The organism is Mesorhizobium sp. M7A.F.Ca.US.014.04.1.1 (genome assembly GCF_003998745.1).
Classification (GTDB): domain Bacteria; phylum Pseudomonadota; class Alphaproteobacteria; order Rhizobiales; family Rhizobiaceae; genus Mesorhizobium; species Mesorhizobium ciceri.
In genome coordinates this window covers 1-14,126 of record NZ_RZRW01000091.1, presented here as the reverse complement: position 1 = coordinate 14,126, position 14,126 = coordinate 1, and the positions used below count along the sequence as shown (strand labels likewise).

Sequence of the window (14,126 nt, the reverse complement as noted above, 5' to 3'; positions counted from 1 at the left end):
CCGAGCCGACCGCGCCCCCACATCGCCGGCAGGATCAGGTCGCGCGCCATGATCGCGGCGACCATGCGTGGCGACAGGTACCAGCCCTTGGACCAGGCCAGGGCGCACTCCGGAAGATAGAAGGCCGCCAGCACGGCAAGGGCGGTTGCCCAGAGGCTGAAGCCGGCGCTTGCCGCTGCAATCAGCGCAAGCACCAGCGGCACCACGGCGCCCGTCAGGATTTCGGGTGCGAAGAACAGCGGGAAAGTGACGCGGCGCAGGCGCGCCCAACGGGCCTGACGCGACCAGATCTCGTCAAACGAGCGCCGGCCAAGCGGCTGCTCGAAGGGGGCGGCGACGAGATTGACGCGCAGGCCGAGACTGTTCACCAGCTTGGTCGCAGCGGCATCCTCGGCGATCTCGGCGGCCAGCACGCGGATGCCGCCATTGGCATCGAGCATCGGCTTGTTCCAGAGCATGCTCTTGCCCTGGGCAAAGCCGAGGCCGAGCGCCTCACCGGCATATTGCCAGCGCGCCTGCAGCGTGTTGAGGAAAGCGCATTCGACCTCGGCCCAGAAGCCGGCCGGCCGCGAGCCGATCGGCGTCGAGCAGACAAGGCCGGTGCCGGGCCGCCAGGCAGCCATCAGGTGCTGGATGTAGTCCCTCGGCATCAGCACGTTGGAATCGGCCAGGACGACCCAGTCGTGCCGCGCCGCTTCCCAGCCCTTGACGCAATTGTTGAGTTTCGGATTGGCGCTGATGCGGTCATCGCCGACAAGCAGCCAGGCCGGCACTTTCGGAAACCGGACGATCGTCCTGTTTATCAATTTGATCACCGGATCGTCGGCATGGGCGACGCAGAAAATCAGCTCATAGCGCGGCCAGTCGAGCGAGAAGGCGCGCTCCAGCGTCTCCTGCGTGAACGGCTCGACGCCGCGCGACGGCACGACGATCGACACCGGCCGCGGCTTGCCGGCCGGCGGCGCAATGGTGCGACGCCGTCTCAGACGCGACACGGCGAGCACGATGCTGGCGAGATTCGAGAGGATGAGGACGGTTGAAAGCGTGGCGGCTATGAGAGTGAGTTGCATCGAGATCCGGTCACTCCAGGAAAACCGGTCCGCAAGATGACCGGTTTCAACAGTTCAGCAGAGCGCCCGAGTCGCGCGTCACCAGTCCGCGCACACCATCATTGTCATATGTCACTTAAATGACATTCTTTGTCGGCACCTGCCCGCGAGGCCGGCCAGAGGAGGCTTCGATCGGTTGACCTAACCGCACGGAGCGCCGAAAGTTCCGCTGGAACCGTTTTTTGGAGCCGCTTATGTATAGCGCCGTCACGCGCAACATCGAAGTGCAGGTCAGGCCGTTCTATCTGGAGGACCGTTCGGATCCCTCGGAGAACCGCTATGTCTGGGGCTATCAGATAACGATCGACAATCAGTCGGACGATTTCGTGCAGCTTCTGTCGCGCTATTGGCACATCACCGACGGCACCGGCCGGGTCGAGGAAGTGCGCGGCCCCGGCGTGGTCGGCGACCAGCCCGAACTCAATCCCGGCGACAGCTACCAGTACACGTCCGGTTGCCCGCTCTCGACACCGTCCGGCATCATGGTCGGGCATTACACGATGCGCAACAAGCGGGGCGAGACGTTCGACATCGCCATTCCGGCGTTTTCGCTGGACTTGCCGGGGACGCGGCGGACGGTGAATTGATTTCGCCTCACCGGCCGCGGAGCGACCGGTGAGGCGTGGTTTCTACTCTACTGGGCCGCAAATTCCGCCGGGTCGAAATCATATTGCTTCGAACAGAATTCGCAGGCGACGTGGATGCCGCCGTCTTCGGTGCTGTCCTTGATCTCCTGGGCGGAAAAACCCTCGAGGATGCCGCGGATCTTGTCCCTGGAGCACGAGCACTGGTCGGCGACCGGAACGCCGCCGAAGACGCGCACGCCATGCTCGTGGAACAGCCTGTAGAGCAGCCGCTCGGCGCCGATCGTCGGGTCGATCAGTTCGGTCGGCTCGATGGTGCCGAGCAGAGCCAGCAACTCCTGCCAGGAATTGTCGACCGGATCGTGGATCTCCTCACGCGGATCGCCATCGCCGCCCGGCAGGTCCGGGACGCGCATGCGCTCGGGCGACTGCGGCAGGAACTGCGCCAGGATACCGCCGGCGCGCCATTGCTCGCGGGCGCCGCCGGGACCGGGCGTCAAAAGCTTGGCCACCGACAGCCTGATATCCGTCGGGATCTGCTCCGACTGACGGAAATAGGTGCGTGCCGCGTCTTCCAGGGTCTCGCCATCGAGCTGGACGATACCCTGATAGCGCTGCGTATGGGCGCCCTGGTCGATGGTCAGCGCCAGCACGCCACTGCCGAGCAGCGTCTGTTGGGAGGTTTCGCCCGCCGCGACCAGCGCTTCCAGCCGGTCGGCATCGAAACGCGCATAGGCGCGCAGCGCCGAGGGCGTGGAAAAATCCGCAACCAGCATGTCGACGGGTCCGTCGGTGCGGGTCTGCAGGATGAACTTGCCCTCGAACTTCAGCGAAGTGCCGAGCAGCACGGTCAGCACACAGGCCTCCGCCAGCAGGCGGGCGACCGGCTCGGGATAATCGTGGCGGCTGAGGATGGCGTCCAGCATCGGCCCGAGTTGGACCGTGCGGCCGCGCACGTCGAGAGGGCCGACCTCGAACGGCACGACGTGATCGTCGCCGGCATAGCCGAATTCGCCGAGTTTGGGGTGATGTTCAGTCACTTGATAGGTTTCCAACATGACAAAGCTCCAGGGCGCGGCCATGCCGCCCTCCGGGGCGCATGCGTCGAAACGCGCTTGATTTGCGTGATGCGGCGCAAATAGGCATCACACGCCCGCAGATCAAGCTCCCAGGGATCAAGCGCCCAGACACTTCAAGCGCCTAGACACCAGGCAAGCACGGCCTTCTGGGCATGGAGCCGGTTCTCGGCCTCGTCGAAGACCACCGAATGCGGTCCGTCGATAACCTCGTCTGTCACTTCCTCGCCGCGATGCGCCGGCAGGCAGTGCATGAACAGCGCGTCCGGCTTGGCTCTCGCCATCAGCTTGGCATTGACCTGGTAGGGCGAGAACACATTGTGGCCGCGGGCGCGATGCTCCTGGCCCATCGACACCCAGCAATCGGTGACGATGCAGTCGGCCTGATCGACGGCTTCCTCGGGCGAGCGGGTGAAGTGCAGCTTGCCGCCATGCGCCTGCGACCAATCGATATGCTTCTGCGCCGGCTCGCTGCCTTCGGGAACGGCGACGTTGAGGTTGAAGCGGAACCGGGCCGAGGCCTCGAGCAGGGAATGCAGCACATTGTTGCCGTCGCCGGTCCAGGCGATGGTCTTGCCGGCTACCGGACCGCGATGTTCCTCGAAGGTCATGATATCGGCCATCAGCTGGCAGGGATGGGTATCGTCGGTCAGTCCGTTGATCACCGGCACGGTGGCGTTCTCTGTCAATTCCAGCAGCCGCTCATGCGAGGTGGTGCGGATCATGATCGCATCGACATAGCGCGACAGCACCTTGGCGGTGTCGGCGATGGTCTCGGAACGGCCGAGCTGCATCTCGGTGCCGGTCAGCATGATGGTCTCGCCGCCGAGCTGCCGCATGCCGACGTCGAAGGAGACGCGCGTGCGCGTCGACGGCTTGTCGAAGATCATCGCCAGCACCTTGCCTTCGAGCGGTTTGGTGCGCTCGCCGGCCTTGAGCCGCGCCTTTCGCACCACCGCGTCGTCCAGCATCAAGCGCAGGTCGCCTTCGGAAACGGTGGAAAGATCGGTGAAATGGCGAACTGACATCAGCAATGATTCCGGGATTACTTCGCCGCGGCGGAAGCGATCGCCTCCGCCAGGCCCTTGGCGCCGGCGCGGATGCGGTTGAGCGCGTCATGGATCTCGGCGTCGGTGACGGTGAGCGGCGGCAACAGGCGAATGACGTTGTCGCCGGCCGGAACCGTCAACAGGTGCTGGTCGCGCAAGGCCATGTTCACCTTGGTGTTGGGCATGGCGCATTTGAGGCCGAGCATCAGCCCGGCACCCCTGATGTCCTCGATGATTTCGGGAAACTCGTCGGCGACCGACGCCAGACCCTGCTTCATCAGCAGCGCCTTGCGCTGGACATCTTCGAGGAAGCCGTCTTCCAGCACGACATCGAGCACGGCGTTGCCGACCGCCATGGCAAGCGGGTTGCCGCCGAACGTGGTGCCATGCACGCCGGCGGTCATGCCGACCGCCGCTTCATCCGTGGCAAGGCAGGCGCCCATCGGGAAGCCGCCGCCGATACCCTTGGCAATCGCCATGATGTCGGGCGTTACACCCGACCATTCATGTGCGAACAGCTTGCCGGTGCGGCCGATGCCGCACTGGACCTCGTCGTAGATCAACAGCAGGCCGTGCTGCTCGCACAATTGCCTGAGCCGCTTCAGCGACTGCGTCGGCACCGGGCGGATACCGCCCTCGCCCTGCACCGGCTCGATCAGGATCGCGGCCGTCTCCGGCGTGATCGCCTTTTCGGCGGCGTCAATGTCGTCGAAGCCGACCTGGTCGAAACCTTCGACCTTGGGGCCGAAGCCCTCGAGATACTTGTACTGGCCGCCAGCCGCGATGGTCGCCAGCGTGCGGCCATGGAAGGCGCCTTCGAAGGTGATGATGCGAAAGCGCTCGGGATGGCCTTTGACGAAATGGTAGCGCCGCGCCGTCTTGATCGCGCATTCCAGCGCCTCGGCGCCGGAATTGGTGAAGAACACCTTGTCGGCGAAGGTGGCGTCGGCCAGCCGTTCGCCAAGCCGGCTCTGCCCGGGGATCTCGTAGAGGTTGGAGACATGCCACAGCTTGGCTGCCTGCTCGGTGAGTGCGGCGACCAGGTGCGGATGGCTGTGGCCCAGCGAATTGACGGCGATGCCGCCGGCGAAATCGAGATATCGCTCGCCCTTGTCGGTAATCAGCCATGTGCCTTCCCCGTGGTCGAAGGCCAGGGGTGCGCGAGCAAAGGTCTCGTAAAGCGCCGAACCGCTCATTATATGCGTCTCCGGTACCGGAAAATCAAAAAAGCCGCCAAAGCGGCGGCCTGTGCGGCTTATCCTGTTTTTCGGCCATGAAGTCAACGAAAACGTCGCGTAGTGGCGCGCGGCAAGCCCCCCGACGGGACGCCGGCTCATAAGCGACCGGGCAAGTTGGGGAAAACCGAAAAAACCGATTCGTGTTGCACTTGGGACTCTTGTCACCGAGTCAGCGCATAGAGTAGTTGTAGTCGAGAAATAACTAGATTTCGTGCGGCGGACCTAATCACCAGATATATGTGGTGTCTGCCCTGGCAAATGTTGCCGGGTCGGGAGAAGGATTCCGATTGCCGCACGCTTAGAGGAGCGCGGTCTCATGAACTGGACTGACGAGCGGGTAGAACTCTTGAGAAAACTGTGGTCGGAGGGTCTGAGCGCAAGCCAGATTGCTGCGCAGCTTGGAGGGGTCAGCCGCAATGCGGTCATCGGGAAGGTGCATCGGCTGAAACTGTCGGGCCGCGGTCGCTCGACCGCCACGCCAACACGCCAGAAGAAGGCAGCGCAAGGATCGACTGTCCAGAAATCGGTATCACGCGCCGCAACCACGGCACGCCATGTCACGACATCGGTCGGCGCGACCGCTTTGCAGACGCAGTTCGACGCCGAACCCGTGGCACGCCATTACATCCGCCCGGTCGAAAATGTCGTGCTGCCGATCTCGCGGCATCTGCAGCTGGTCGAGCTGACCGAGCGGACCTGCAAATGGCCGAACGGCGATCCGCTTTCAGAGGACTTCCATTTCTGCGGCAACGATGCCGCCGAAACCGGTCCCTACTGCAAGTACCACGCCCGCGTGGCATTCCAGCCGGCATCGGAGCGGCGGCGGAGCAGGTAGATAAGGGAATAGGGGAGTAAGGCAGTAGGGCAGTATGTGCGCGGAAAGTCGCGCTCACGAAATGCCACCCTACTGCCCTACTGCCCTACTGCCCTACTGCCCTACTGCCCTACTGCCCTACTGCCCTACTGCCCTACTGCCCTACTGCCCTACTTCACAACCAGCCATTCTTCCTGAACCGCCAATACAGAAACGCGCAGATCAGCGCGATCGTGGCCAGAACCACCGGATAGCCGTATTCCATCTTCAGTTCCGGCATGTCGCTGAAGTTCATGCCGTAAATGCCGGCGAGCGCCGTCGGCACCGCCAGGATTGCGGCCCAGGAAGCGAGCTTCTTGGTGTTGGCCGTTTCCTGACTCTGGCCGACCAGCAAGCTCGCCTCGAAAGCGAATGCCAGCACCTCGCGCAGGCTGTCGATCTTCTCCTGAACGGTGCGGATGTGATCGGTGACGTCGCGGAACAGCGGATGCATGGCGGTGTGGATCTGCGGCAGCTCGGCGCTGGTCAGCCTTCGGCAGACTTCGACCAGCGGAAGCGCGGCATTGCGCAGGCGCAGGAGATCGCGGCGCAGCATATAGAGCCGCTCTATGTCGGGAGCGGTCATCGGCTTCAGCAGAACCTTGTCCTCGATCGCCTCGACCTCGTCCTCGATCTGCTCGAGCACCGGCATGTAATTGTCGACGATGAAATCGAGGATGGCATAGAGGACGAAATCCTCGCCCTTGGCCAGCGAGTGCGGGCAGCTTTCCCAGTGCTGACGAACGGCGGCATAGGACGTCGAGGGACCGTGCCTGACGCTGACTATGTAGCCTGAGCCGACGAACAAATGGGTCTCGCCGAAGGTGACCCGGCCCTCGATCAGCTGCGCGGTGCGGGCGACGATGAACAAGGCGTCGCCATATTGCTCGATCTTCGGCCGCTGGTGCGGGTGCTCGGCATCCTCGATCGCCAGCTCATGCAGGTGAAACTGCGCCTGGACGCGCAGCAACAGGTTACGGTCGGGCTCCAACAGGCCGATCCAGACGACGTGACCGGATTTTTTTGCCCATTCGCCGGCTTCCTCGATGGGAATGTCGGCGATGCGGCGGCCCGCGGTGTAAACGCCGCAAGCGATAATGCCGGATATCGGCGCAGGCGCCGGGGTCAGGTTCCGAACATTTTCCATCACGACCTCCCGGAGCAAATCCACGGACGAGGATAGAGGCAAAGCCCGGAAAGCTTATCGTAAATCGGGTGACGGTTCGAGAGGCGGCGTTCACTTCACCGGCTGCGTCTCGGAAAGGCTGATTTTGTCGGTCTTGTCGCCCTTGGGCCGCTCAGCCGGCAACTGATCGCCGGTGACGATGTAGTAGATGGTCTCGGCTATGTTGGTGGCGTGATCACCGATACGCTCGATGTTCTTGGCGCAAAACAGCAGATGCGTGCAGGGCGTGATGTTGCGCGGATCTTCCATCATGTAGGTCAGCAATTCGCGAAACAGCGATGTGTACATGGCGTCGATCTGGTCGTCACGATCGCGCACGAAGCCGATCTTCTCCACCGAACGGGACGCGTAGACGTCGAGCACTTCCTTGAGCTGGGTCAATGCCAGGTTGGACAGAGCCTCGAGGCCGCGGAACAGGCTGGTCGGCTGGCGTCCGTCGGTGACGGCGACAACCCGCTTGGCAACGTTCTTGGCGAGATCGCCAACCCGTTCGAGGTCGGCGGAGATGCGGATGGTCCCGACTATCTCGCGCAAATCCGCCGCCATCGGCTGACGCTTGGCAATGATGATGATCGCCTTGTCGTCGATTTCGCGCTGGCCCTCGTCCAGTACGGTATCGTCGCGGATGACCTTCTGGGCAAGGCCCGGGTCGGCATTGACGAGAGCGGTGACCGCCTGTTCGACCATGCGCTCGGCATGGCCACCCATCGCGGCGATGCGCTTCGACAGATATTTCAACTCCTCGTCATAAGCGCTGACGATGTGCACGGACTGCATGGCAAATGCCTTCCCACGGGGTGTTTTGATTTTGAGTCGTTTCCTCGAATCCCCGCTGATACGCTAGCCGGATGACAGAAAAAAGAAACAGTGCCCTTGAATTAGGGCGATATCAGTGCGCCGGCAAATGAACCGAGAATGCCGCGCCGTTGCCGACTTCGGACTTGATCGAAAGCCGGGCGTTGTGGCGCGTCAGGATATGCTTGACGATCGACAGGCCGAGGCCGGTGCCTTTCTGGGTCCGGCTGGTCTCGACATCGACGCGGTAGAAGCGCTCGGTAATGCGCGGAATGTGCTCCTCGGGAATGCCAGGGCCAAAGTCCCTGATCGTCACGTCGATGCCCGGCTCTGGTCCGGCATCGCTATGCGCTATGGATACAACCACGCGCCCACCCGACTGCCCGTATTTGCAGGCGTTTTCCAGGAGGTTCTCGAAAACCTGGAAAAGCTCATCGCGATCGCCAGGCACATGAAGCGGTCCGTCGGCGTAGCGCCGCTCGATGGCAACGGCGTTTTCGCTGGCCAGCGGTCCGAGCGAGTCGATGACGCTGTCGACGGTCTGGCGCAGGTCCACCTCGGTTCCCGGCTTCAGATAGGGTTTCATCTCGAGCCGCGACAGCGACAACAAATCGTCGATCAGACGCGCCATGCGGCCGGTCTGGCTCTGCATGATCTGCAGAAACTGGTCGCGCGCCGCCGCGTCGTTGCGGGCTGGCCCGCGCAGCGTTTCGATAAAGCCGGCGATGGAGGCAAGTGGGGTGCGCAGTTCGTGGCTGGCATTGGCGATGAAGTCGGCGCGCATGCGGTCGATCCTGCGCGTTTCGCTCTGGTCCTTGAACACCAGCACATAGAGATCGGTGGCGTGACCGACCGAGGACACGCTCACCCGGTAAGCCCGTTCGACCGGCAGCTTCTCCGTATAGTCGACGATATCGGAGGCGACATCGCCCGATAGCACGCCATCCAGCAGAGCCTGCATTTCCGGCGCCCGGAATTTCAGCGACAGCGACATGCCTGGCGCGATGCCGCCGAAAGCGGCGAAGGCGGCGGCGTTGGCATGGACGATGGTGGCAGCCCGGTCGAAGATGATCAGCGGATCGGCGACGGCGGCGGCCAGATATTCACCCGAGAGCCTCTGCAGGCCGGTGGCCTCGATGGCGGCTCCGCTGCCAGTGGATTGGCGCGCGCCGGCGGCCGGCAGTATTGCCGCTGCAAATAGCAACAGCAGCGCCGCGAGGACGACATAGGCTGAAATCCCGGCCAAGGCATAAACGGCGACGACCGCGACGACGCCGGCCGCAAGCAGCCAGCGGCTGTTCCACAGCCGTGCGGCCATGGTTTGCGCGATGCCTCTCTGCTCTGTGTCCAGGTCAGCCATCTGCCCGCGGGCCCGCACCCCATGCCTTCGCACCCGGTCCACGGTGGCGGAAAAACTTCCACTAGACCGTTCCGGAGGCTCCCCATAGCATGAGTCCGGAAGCTGGAAAGGGTTCGTCTCGATGAAAAAAGCCAAGGAAAGTCCCGCCGCGCCAACTTCGGGGCCGCTGAAGATCAGGATCGGCGGCAAGGAACGGGAGTTCGACATCGAAAACCCCGTGCTTCCCGACTGGGTCGAGGACAACAAGCTGACTGCCGGCGGCTATCCCTACGACAAGAAGATGAAAAGTGATGAGTATGACGAGACGCTCGAGAAGCTGCAGATCGAGCTGGTCAAGGCGCAGGCCTGGCTGCAGTCGACCGGCAAACGGGTGATGGCGCTGTTCGAGGGCCGCGACGCTGCCGGCAAGGGCGGCACGATCTTCGTGGTGCGCCAGTACCTCAATCCGCGCACGGCACGCAACGTGGCGCTGACCAAGCCGACCCCGACCGAACTGGGGCAATGGTACTACCAGCGCTATGTCGACCACTTCCCGACTTCAGGCGAATTCGTCACCTTCGACCGCTCCTGGTACAATCGCGCCGGCGTCGAGCCGGTGATGGGTTTCTGCACGCCGCAGCAGCACGAGCAGTTTCTCGACGAGACGCCGCATTTCGAGCGGATGATCTCCAACGAGGGGATTCACTTCTTCAAATTCTGGCTGAACATCGGCCGGGAAACGCAGCTCGAGCGCTTCCACGACCGCCGCTACAGCCCGCTGAAGAGCTGGAAGTTTTCGCCCATCGACGTTGCGGGCATCACCAAGTGGGACGACTACACCAAGGTGCGCGACACAATGTTCGAGCGCACCCACAAGGAATTCGCGCCGTGGATCATCGTACGGGCCAATGACAAGCGGCGCGCGCGGCTTGCGGTCATGCGGCGCATCCTGTCGTCTCTGCCCTATGAGGGGCGCGATCTCGAAATCATCGGCAAGGAAGACAAGAAGATCATCGGCGAAGGGCCGTCATTCCTGGGAAAACAGGATTGACGCTTTTTTGCGTCGCGCGGCAGGAACCGCGCGACGCAATCATGATGCTTAAGCCGCCAGCCTGGCGATACGCTGCAATCGCCGCAGCGTCGTATCATCCTGCAGCGCCTGCTGGAAAAGCGAGATCTCCTGATCGATGCGATCGCAGAGGGCCTCGGTGTTCCCCTTCAGCAGGCCGCGCGTCTGCAGCAGGGCGGCGACCGGCTTCTTGACGAGCTGTCTTGCCCGACCAAGGGCCGCCTCCTCGACGGTGCCTCCCGGCACGATCTCCGCGACCAGGCCGAGCGCCCTGGCATCTTCGGCGCGAAGCGTGTCGCCGAGGCAGAAGAAGCGGAAGGCACCGGCGTAGCCGAGCTTCTGCGGCGCCAGGATGCTGGTCGCCGCATCCGGCACCAGGCCGAAATCGACGAACGGCACCCTGAACGTGCTCTCATCGGACGCGATCACCATGTCGCAATGGAACAGGATGGTGCAGCCGACACCGACGGCATCGCCATCGACGCAGGCAAGGATGGGCTTTGGAAACGTCGCCAGCGTGCGGAACAGGTCGGTGACGGCGGCGATCAGTTTCTGGTGCTTGGTGGCGTCGAGGAATTCGGAGAAGTCGCCGCCCAGACAGAAACAGCCTGCCAGGCCGCGCAAGACGACGACGCGAACCTCCTCATTGTCGGCTGCTTCATGGAAGGTCCTTGCCAGGCTTTCATAGGCCCTCCTGTCCAGCACCGGCCGGCCGTCACTCGACGACACGGTGACCACCAGCGTGTGGTTGCGAAGTTCAGGTTGCGGATGTGTGCTCATGACTGTCTCCGATCTCATGACGCACGCCTTTGCCCGAGCATGTCGGGATATCCCCTGGCCAGCACGGGAGCAAAATGATTGCGGCGCGACCGCACCACATCGAGTGTGTGCTCGTTGAAGGTCAGCAAGGTGGCGACCACCTGCTGGTTGCCATAGGTGCGCTGATAGCCAAGCGGGGTCGCCAGGAAATGCAGTTGCAAGGCGCGCAGCACCCACATCGGCTCGAACTCGATGATCACCTTGTCGACGCCGCGCTTCAGCCCCCACTCGACGAAACCGGCAATCAGTTCGGTGCCGACGGTCGAAACGCCGCGACGGCCATCGCGAAAACCGGGAGCCACCGCATAGCGGGTCAATTCCCAGATGTTTGGACCCGACGGCGGCGTTCCTTCGGAAAGATCGGTCAAGACCTCGGTCAGCAGATGTGGCCGCGTCGTCGGCAACATCCTCTGATAACCCGCCACTTCACCGCCCCTGATGACGATCTGATGGACCGCCTCGTCGTGATCGAACTGGTCGAGTTCGAGCCCGTCGGGGCGTCTGAGGTCATCCCACCCCATCTCCTCGACGAATATCTTGTAGCGCAAACGATGGACGGCCTCCCAAAGGTCGGGACGTTCCATCAATTCCTGGGTTGTAAGGGAAAAAAGCATTCCGCCGTCTCCTGCGTTCAGAGGAAGATACGGCCGTGCTTTGATGAGAAAATTGCGTGATCGCGTAGGCAAGGATTTCAGGTCGGCACGGCCGACCTAACTAATGTAGCCGCGCCGTATCGCTTCCGCGACGGCCTGCACCCTGTTGACGGCACCTAGTTTGCTTTTGGCGTTAAGAAGATGTTTCTCCGAGGTGTGTTCGGAAATGCCGAGGATTTGCGAAATCTCCCATTCGGACTTGCCGACGGCGGCCCATTGCAGGCATTCGCGCTCGCGCGGCGTCAGCACGATATGATCGATGGTCCTGTTCGCCATGGTGTGGAGTTGCATGGCGCGGCCAACCGCGTAGGTCGAGACCAGCGACACCTGGCCGAATTCGGCGGCGGACAATTCCACGGCCTCGCCGCCCAGCGACACCATGACGATCTGGCCGTCGAGCGTGATCAGCGGAAAGGCCAACCCATCGCGCAGTTTGAAGGCGCCGGCATCGCCCATCACCTCGCCGCTGCTCTTGTCTATGCGGATGCCTTGGGACGCTTCGTGCCACTGGAAGGGCGCCTGCAACTGTTTCATATGGCTGACGACCGGGTCATGATCGACATAGTTGCGCGCGACATAGCGCTCCAGCCACTCGCCAGGCCAATCGCAGAGAAGCACATGCTGCTTTTGCTGGCCGGCCGGCGTGCCTGGCTGCGGGACGGTTCCCGCCATCAGTGCGGTGAGACCGAAATCCGATGTTATGCCCAGCAGCCTTTCGCAGACCGCCGCCGCCGTTGCGGCGTGCTGCAGTTGGTCTATGTATTCCAGCGTGCGATCGAACTGACCCATCGCAACATCAACCCCATGTTGCCTTGTGCATTGCGGCCAATGATGCGTGCCTGATTTACACTTCGCCACCGACCACGGATTGCAAATCGCATACTTATTTTGTGGCTCCCTCTCATCGAGGCGACCGAAGCTGATTTGCAAACCGGCTAAATCATATCCTGAAATCGGCGTGTTGAAATCAAAAACCATTGTGCCTGTACCATTTTCGTACCAAAACCGGTGCGAGCACGACTGTGGCGGAGTTTTATCTTGGCGTTCCGGTGGAGGTCCTTCGCCTTTGCGATGCTGATCGGGTTGCTGTCGTTCGCCGACGGTGCGCGCGCCGCGGCGCCTCAGGTTCCGGTGCTGTGGGATGCCAAGGAGCGGCTGCCCAAGCCAGACCTTTCGAAGCTGCCCCGGCTGAGATTCCTCACCACCACGGACTTCCCGCCTTTCAACTTCCTCGACGGTGCGGGAAAGCTGTCCGGCTTCCACATCGATCTGGCACGCGCCATCTGCGCCGAGCTTGGCATTGTCGAAAAATGCCAGATCCAGGCCCTGCCCTGGGCCGAGCTGGAAGGCGCACTGCGGAAAGGCGAAGGCGAGGCGATCATCGCCGGCATCGCCGCCACACCGGAATCGCGCGCGACCTACGCCTTCTCACGCTCCTATCTGCAGTTTCCGGCGCGCTTCATCATGCCGAAGGGCAAGGCGCTGACCGAGCCCGTCTTTGACAAATTGCACGGCAAGCGTGTCGGCGTGATATCAGGCTCGGCGCATGAGCGCATGCTGCGCGACTATTTCAACACGGTCCAGGTCGTCCCTTTCGACAGGCCGGAAGAACTGTATGCCGATCTCAAGGCCGGCAAGGTCGACGCCGCCTTCGGCGACGGCATGCGCCTGGCTTTCTGGCTGGGCGGCTCGGACGCGGCGGGCTGCTGCCGCTTTGCCGGCGGGCCCTATCTGGCGCCCGAATATCTGGGCACGGGCATGGCCATCGCCACCAAGGCTGACAATCCGGCGCTGGCCGCAGCGATCGACTACGCGCTGCAGGAAATTTCAATGAAAGGCACGTTCGCCGAATTTTATCTGCGCTATTTCCCCGTCAGTTTTTTCTAAAGCCAAGGACTTTCAGGTCAGGGTACGCAGCCGCGCCTTGGCCGCGCGGCCGATGGCAGCAACCGTCAGCGTGTCGAGATCGAGCTGACGCCGGATCAGCTGCAGCACCCGCACCTCTTCCATGCGCATTTCGAGGTCGACGGCGGCAACCTCGAAGGCGGCGGCATAGGCGGTGTCGCGCAGCCGCTCGGGCAAGACCTCGGCGACTTCAGCCAGCACGCCCTCCAGCCCATCCTTTTCGTGCAGGCGCTTCTGGCAGCCCTGGGCGACGCCGACCAGCCTGTCGTGGTTGAAGTCCTCGAACACCGGCCAGGAGCGGACGACCTCGCCGATCCGCGCCAGTTCAACATCGGTCATGTCGCGGTCGGAGGCCGAGGTGATGACCATCAGATAGATCAGGGCTTCATGAGGTGTCGGCAATTTTTTCTCCTTGAACCGGGCCTCGAAGTTAGGAACGCCCGTTCTGCAC

15 protein-coding genes are annotated in these 14,126 nt (G+C 62.7%); 4 read left to right on the top strand and 11 right to left on the bottom strand.

All coding sequences use genetic code 11. The annotated features are described in order from the left end of the window. On the bottom strand, nt 1–1,070 hold a 1,070-nt coding region (locus tag EOA22_RS09010; RefSeq protein WP_127389929.1), incomplete at its 3' end, for a ceramide glucosyltransferase. A 233-nt stretch (nt 1,071–1,303) separates the two neighbouring features. On the opposite strand from EOA22_RS09010, the gene apaG reads away from it, so the two are divergent. Beyond that, a complete protein-coding gene (gene apaG, locus EOA22_RS09005; RefSeq protein ID WP_013533640.1) occupies nt 1,304–1,696 on the top strand; it encodes a Co2+/Mg2+ efflux protein ApaG in 393 nt (130 codons plus the stop codon). A gap of 47 nt (nt 1,697–1,743) precedes the next feature. Here apaG and EOA22_RS09000 read toward each other — a convergent pair whose 3' ends face one another. The 3 genes from EOA22_RS09000 to EOA22_RS08990 form a co-directional block, all read right to left on the bottom strand. Further along, nucleotides 1,744–2,775 carry an Hsp33 family molecular chaperone gene (locus EOA22_RS09000; protein WP_013533641.1) on the bottom strand — a complete coding sequence of 344 codons (1,032 nt, stop codon included), beginning with the start codon at nt 2,773–2,775 and terminating at the stop codon, nt 1,744–1,746. Between the two features lie 110 nt (nt 2,776–2,885). After that, nucleotides 2,886–3,797 carry an ornithine carbamoyltransferase gene (gene argF / locus EOA22_RS08995; RefSeq protein WP_013533642.1) on the bottom strand — a complete coding sequence of 304 codons (912 nt, stop codon included), beginning with the start codon at nt 3,795–3,797 and terminating at the stop codon, nt 2,886–2,888. A gap of 17 nt (nt 3,798–3,814) precedes the next feature. Next, nucleotides 3,815–5,014, bottom strand: a complete 1,200-nt coding sequence (locus tag EOA22_RS08990) for an aspartate aminotransferase family protein (protein WP_063170013.1) — start codon at nt 5,012–5,014, stop codon at nt 3,815–3,817. 358 nt (nt 5,015–5,372) lie between these two features. Here EOA22_RS08990 and EOA22_RS08985 point away from each other — a divergent pair, with 358 nt between their 5' ends. Further along, nucleotides 5,373–5,891: a GcrA family cell cycle regulator gene (locus EOA22_RS08985; protein ID WP_063170012.1), complete on the top strand. Its 519-nt coding sequence runs from the start codon at nt 5,373–5,375 to the stop codon at nt 5,889–5,891. A 154-nt stretch (nt 5,892–6,045) separates the two neighbouring features. Here EOA22_RS08985 and EOA22_RS08980 read toward each other — a convergent pair whose 3' ends face one another. The 3 genes from EOA22_RS08980 to EOA22_RS08970 all read right to left on the bottom strand — a co-directional run bounded on the left by EOA22_RS08980 (nt 6,046) and on the right by EOA22_RS08970 (nt 9,250). Continuing rightward, entirely contained in the window at nt 6,046–7,056 is a 1,011-nt protein-coding gene (locus EOA22_RS08980; protein WP_013533645.1) for a magnesium and cobalt transport protein CorA, read from the bottom strand. Nucleotides 7,057–7,146: 90 nt separating this feature from the next. Beyond that, nucleotides 7,147–7,872, bottom strand: a complete 726-nt coding sequence (gene phoU / locus EOA22_RS08975; protein ID WP_013533646.1) for a phosphate signaling complex protein PhoU — start codon at nt 7,870–7,872, stop codon at nt 7,147–7,149. Nucleotides 7,873–7,984: 112 nt separating this feature from the next. Further along, nucleotides 7,985–9,250, bottom strand: coding sequence for an ATP-binding protein (locus EOA22_RS08970; protein ID WP_063170011.1), 1,266 nt, complete (start codon nt 9,248–9,250; stop codon nt 7,985–7,987). 121 nt (nt 9,251–9,371) lie between these two features. Between EOA22_RS08970 and ppk2 the strand changes: the two genes are divergently transcribed. After that, nucleotides 9,372–10,280, top strand: coding sequence for a polyphosphate kinase 2 (ppk2, locus tag EOA22_RS08965; protein WP_013533648.1), 909 nt, complete (start codon nt 9,372–9,374; stop codon nt 10,278–10,280). A 48-nt stretch (nt 10,281–10,328) separates the two neighbouring features. On the opposite strand, the gene EOA22_RS08960 is transcribed toward ppk2, so the two are convergent. The 3 genes from EOA22_RS08960 to EOA22_RS08950 all read right to left on the bottom strand — a co-directional run bounded on the left by EOA22_RS08960 (nt 10,329) and on the right by EOA22_RS08950 (nt 12,559). Beyond that, on the bottom strand, nt 10,329–11,078 hold the full coding sequence (locus tag EOA22_RS08960; RefSeq protein ID WP_013533649.1) for an enoyl-CoA hydratase-related protein: 750 nt from the start codon (nt 11,076–11,078) through the stop codon (nt 10,329–10,331). 14 nt (nt 11,079–11,092) lie between these two features. Further along, nucleotides 11,093–11,731: an acyl-homoserine-lactone synthase gene (locus EOA22_RS08955; RefSeq protein WP_013533650.1), complete on the bottom strand. Its 639-nt coding sequence runs from the start codon at nt 11,729–11,731 to the stop codon at nt 11,093–11,095. 96 nt (nt 11,732–11,827) lie between these two features. Further along, entirely contained in the window at nt 11,828–12,559 is a 732-nt protein-coding gene (locus tag EOA22_RS08950; protein ID WP_013533651.1) for a LuxR family transcriptional regulator, read from the bottom strand. Nucleotides 12,560–12,808: 249 nt separating this feature from the next. Between EOA22_RS08950 and EOA22_RS08945 the strand changes: the two genes are divergently transcribed. Further along, complete coding sequence (locus EOA22_RS08945; protein WP_063170010.1) at nt 12,809–13,657, top strand: transporter substrate-binding domain-containing protein; 849 nt, start codon at nt 12,809–12,811, stop codon at nt 13,655–13,657. 12 nt (nt 13,658–13,669) lie between these two features. On the opposite strand, the gene EOA22_RS08940 is transcribed toward EOA22_RS08945, so the two are convergent. Continuing rightward, nucleotides 13,670–14,044 (bottom strand): tellurite resistance TerB family protein, encoded by a 375-nt coding sequence (locus EOA22_RS08940; RefSeq protein WP_063170460.1) that lies wholly within the window; start codon nt 14,042–14,044, stop codon nt 13,670–13,672. Nucleotides 14,045–14,126 lie beyond the last annotated feature (82 nt).

Coding starts and splice junctions, on each gene's coding strand:
- apaG (WP_013533640.1), top strand. CDS start 1,304: ATGTATAGCGCCGTCACGCGCAACATCGAAGTGCAGGTCAGGCCGTTC.
- EOA22_RS09000 (WP_013533641.1), bottom strand. CDS start 2,775: ATGGCCGCGCCCTGGAGCTTTGTCATGTTGGAAACCTATCAAGTGACT.
- argF (WP_013533642.1), bottom strand. CDS start 3,797: ATGTCAGTTCGCCATTTCACCGATCTTTCCACCGTTTCCGAAGGCGAC.
- EOA22_RS08990 (WP_063170013.1), bottom strand. CDS start 5,014: ATGAGCGGTTCGGCGCTTTACGAGACCTTTGCTCGCGCACCCCTGGCC.
- EOA22_RS08985 (WP_063170012.1), top strand. CDS start 5,373: ATGAACTGGACTGACGAGCGGGTAGAACTCTTGAGAAAACTGTGGTCG.
- EOA22_RS08980 (WP_013533645.1), bottom strand. CDS start 7,056: ATGGAAAATGTTCGGAACCTGACCCCGGCGCCTGCGCCGATATCCGGC.
- phoU (WP_013533646.1), bottom strand. CDS start 7,872: ATGCAGTCCGTGCACATCGTCAGCGCTTATGACGAGGAGTTGAAATAT.
- EOA22_RS08970 (WP_063170011.1), bottom strand. CDS start 9,250: ATGGCTGACCTGGACACAGAGCAGAGAGGCATCGCGCAAACCATGGCC.
- ppk2 (WP_013533648.1), top strand. CDS start 9,372: ATGAAAAAAGCCAAGGAAAGTCCCGCCGCGCCAACTTCGGGGCCGCTG.
- EOA22_RS08960 (WP_013533649.1), bottom strand. CDS start 11,078: ATGAGCACACATCCGCAACCTGAACTTCGCAACCACACGCTGGTGGTC.
- EOA22_RS08955 (WP_013533650.1), bottom strand. CDS start 11,731: ATGCTTTTTTCCCTTACAACCCAGGAATTGATGGAACGTCCCGACCTT.
- EOA22_RS08950 (WP_013533651.1), bottom strand. CDS start 12,559: ATGGGTCAGTTCGATCGCACGCTGGAATACATAGACCAACTGCAGCAC.
- EOA22_RS08940 (WP_063170460.1), bottom strand. CDS start 14,044: ATGGTCATCACCTCGGCCTCCGACCGCGACATGACCGATGTTGAACTG.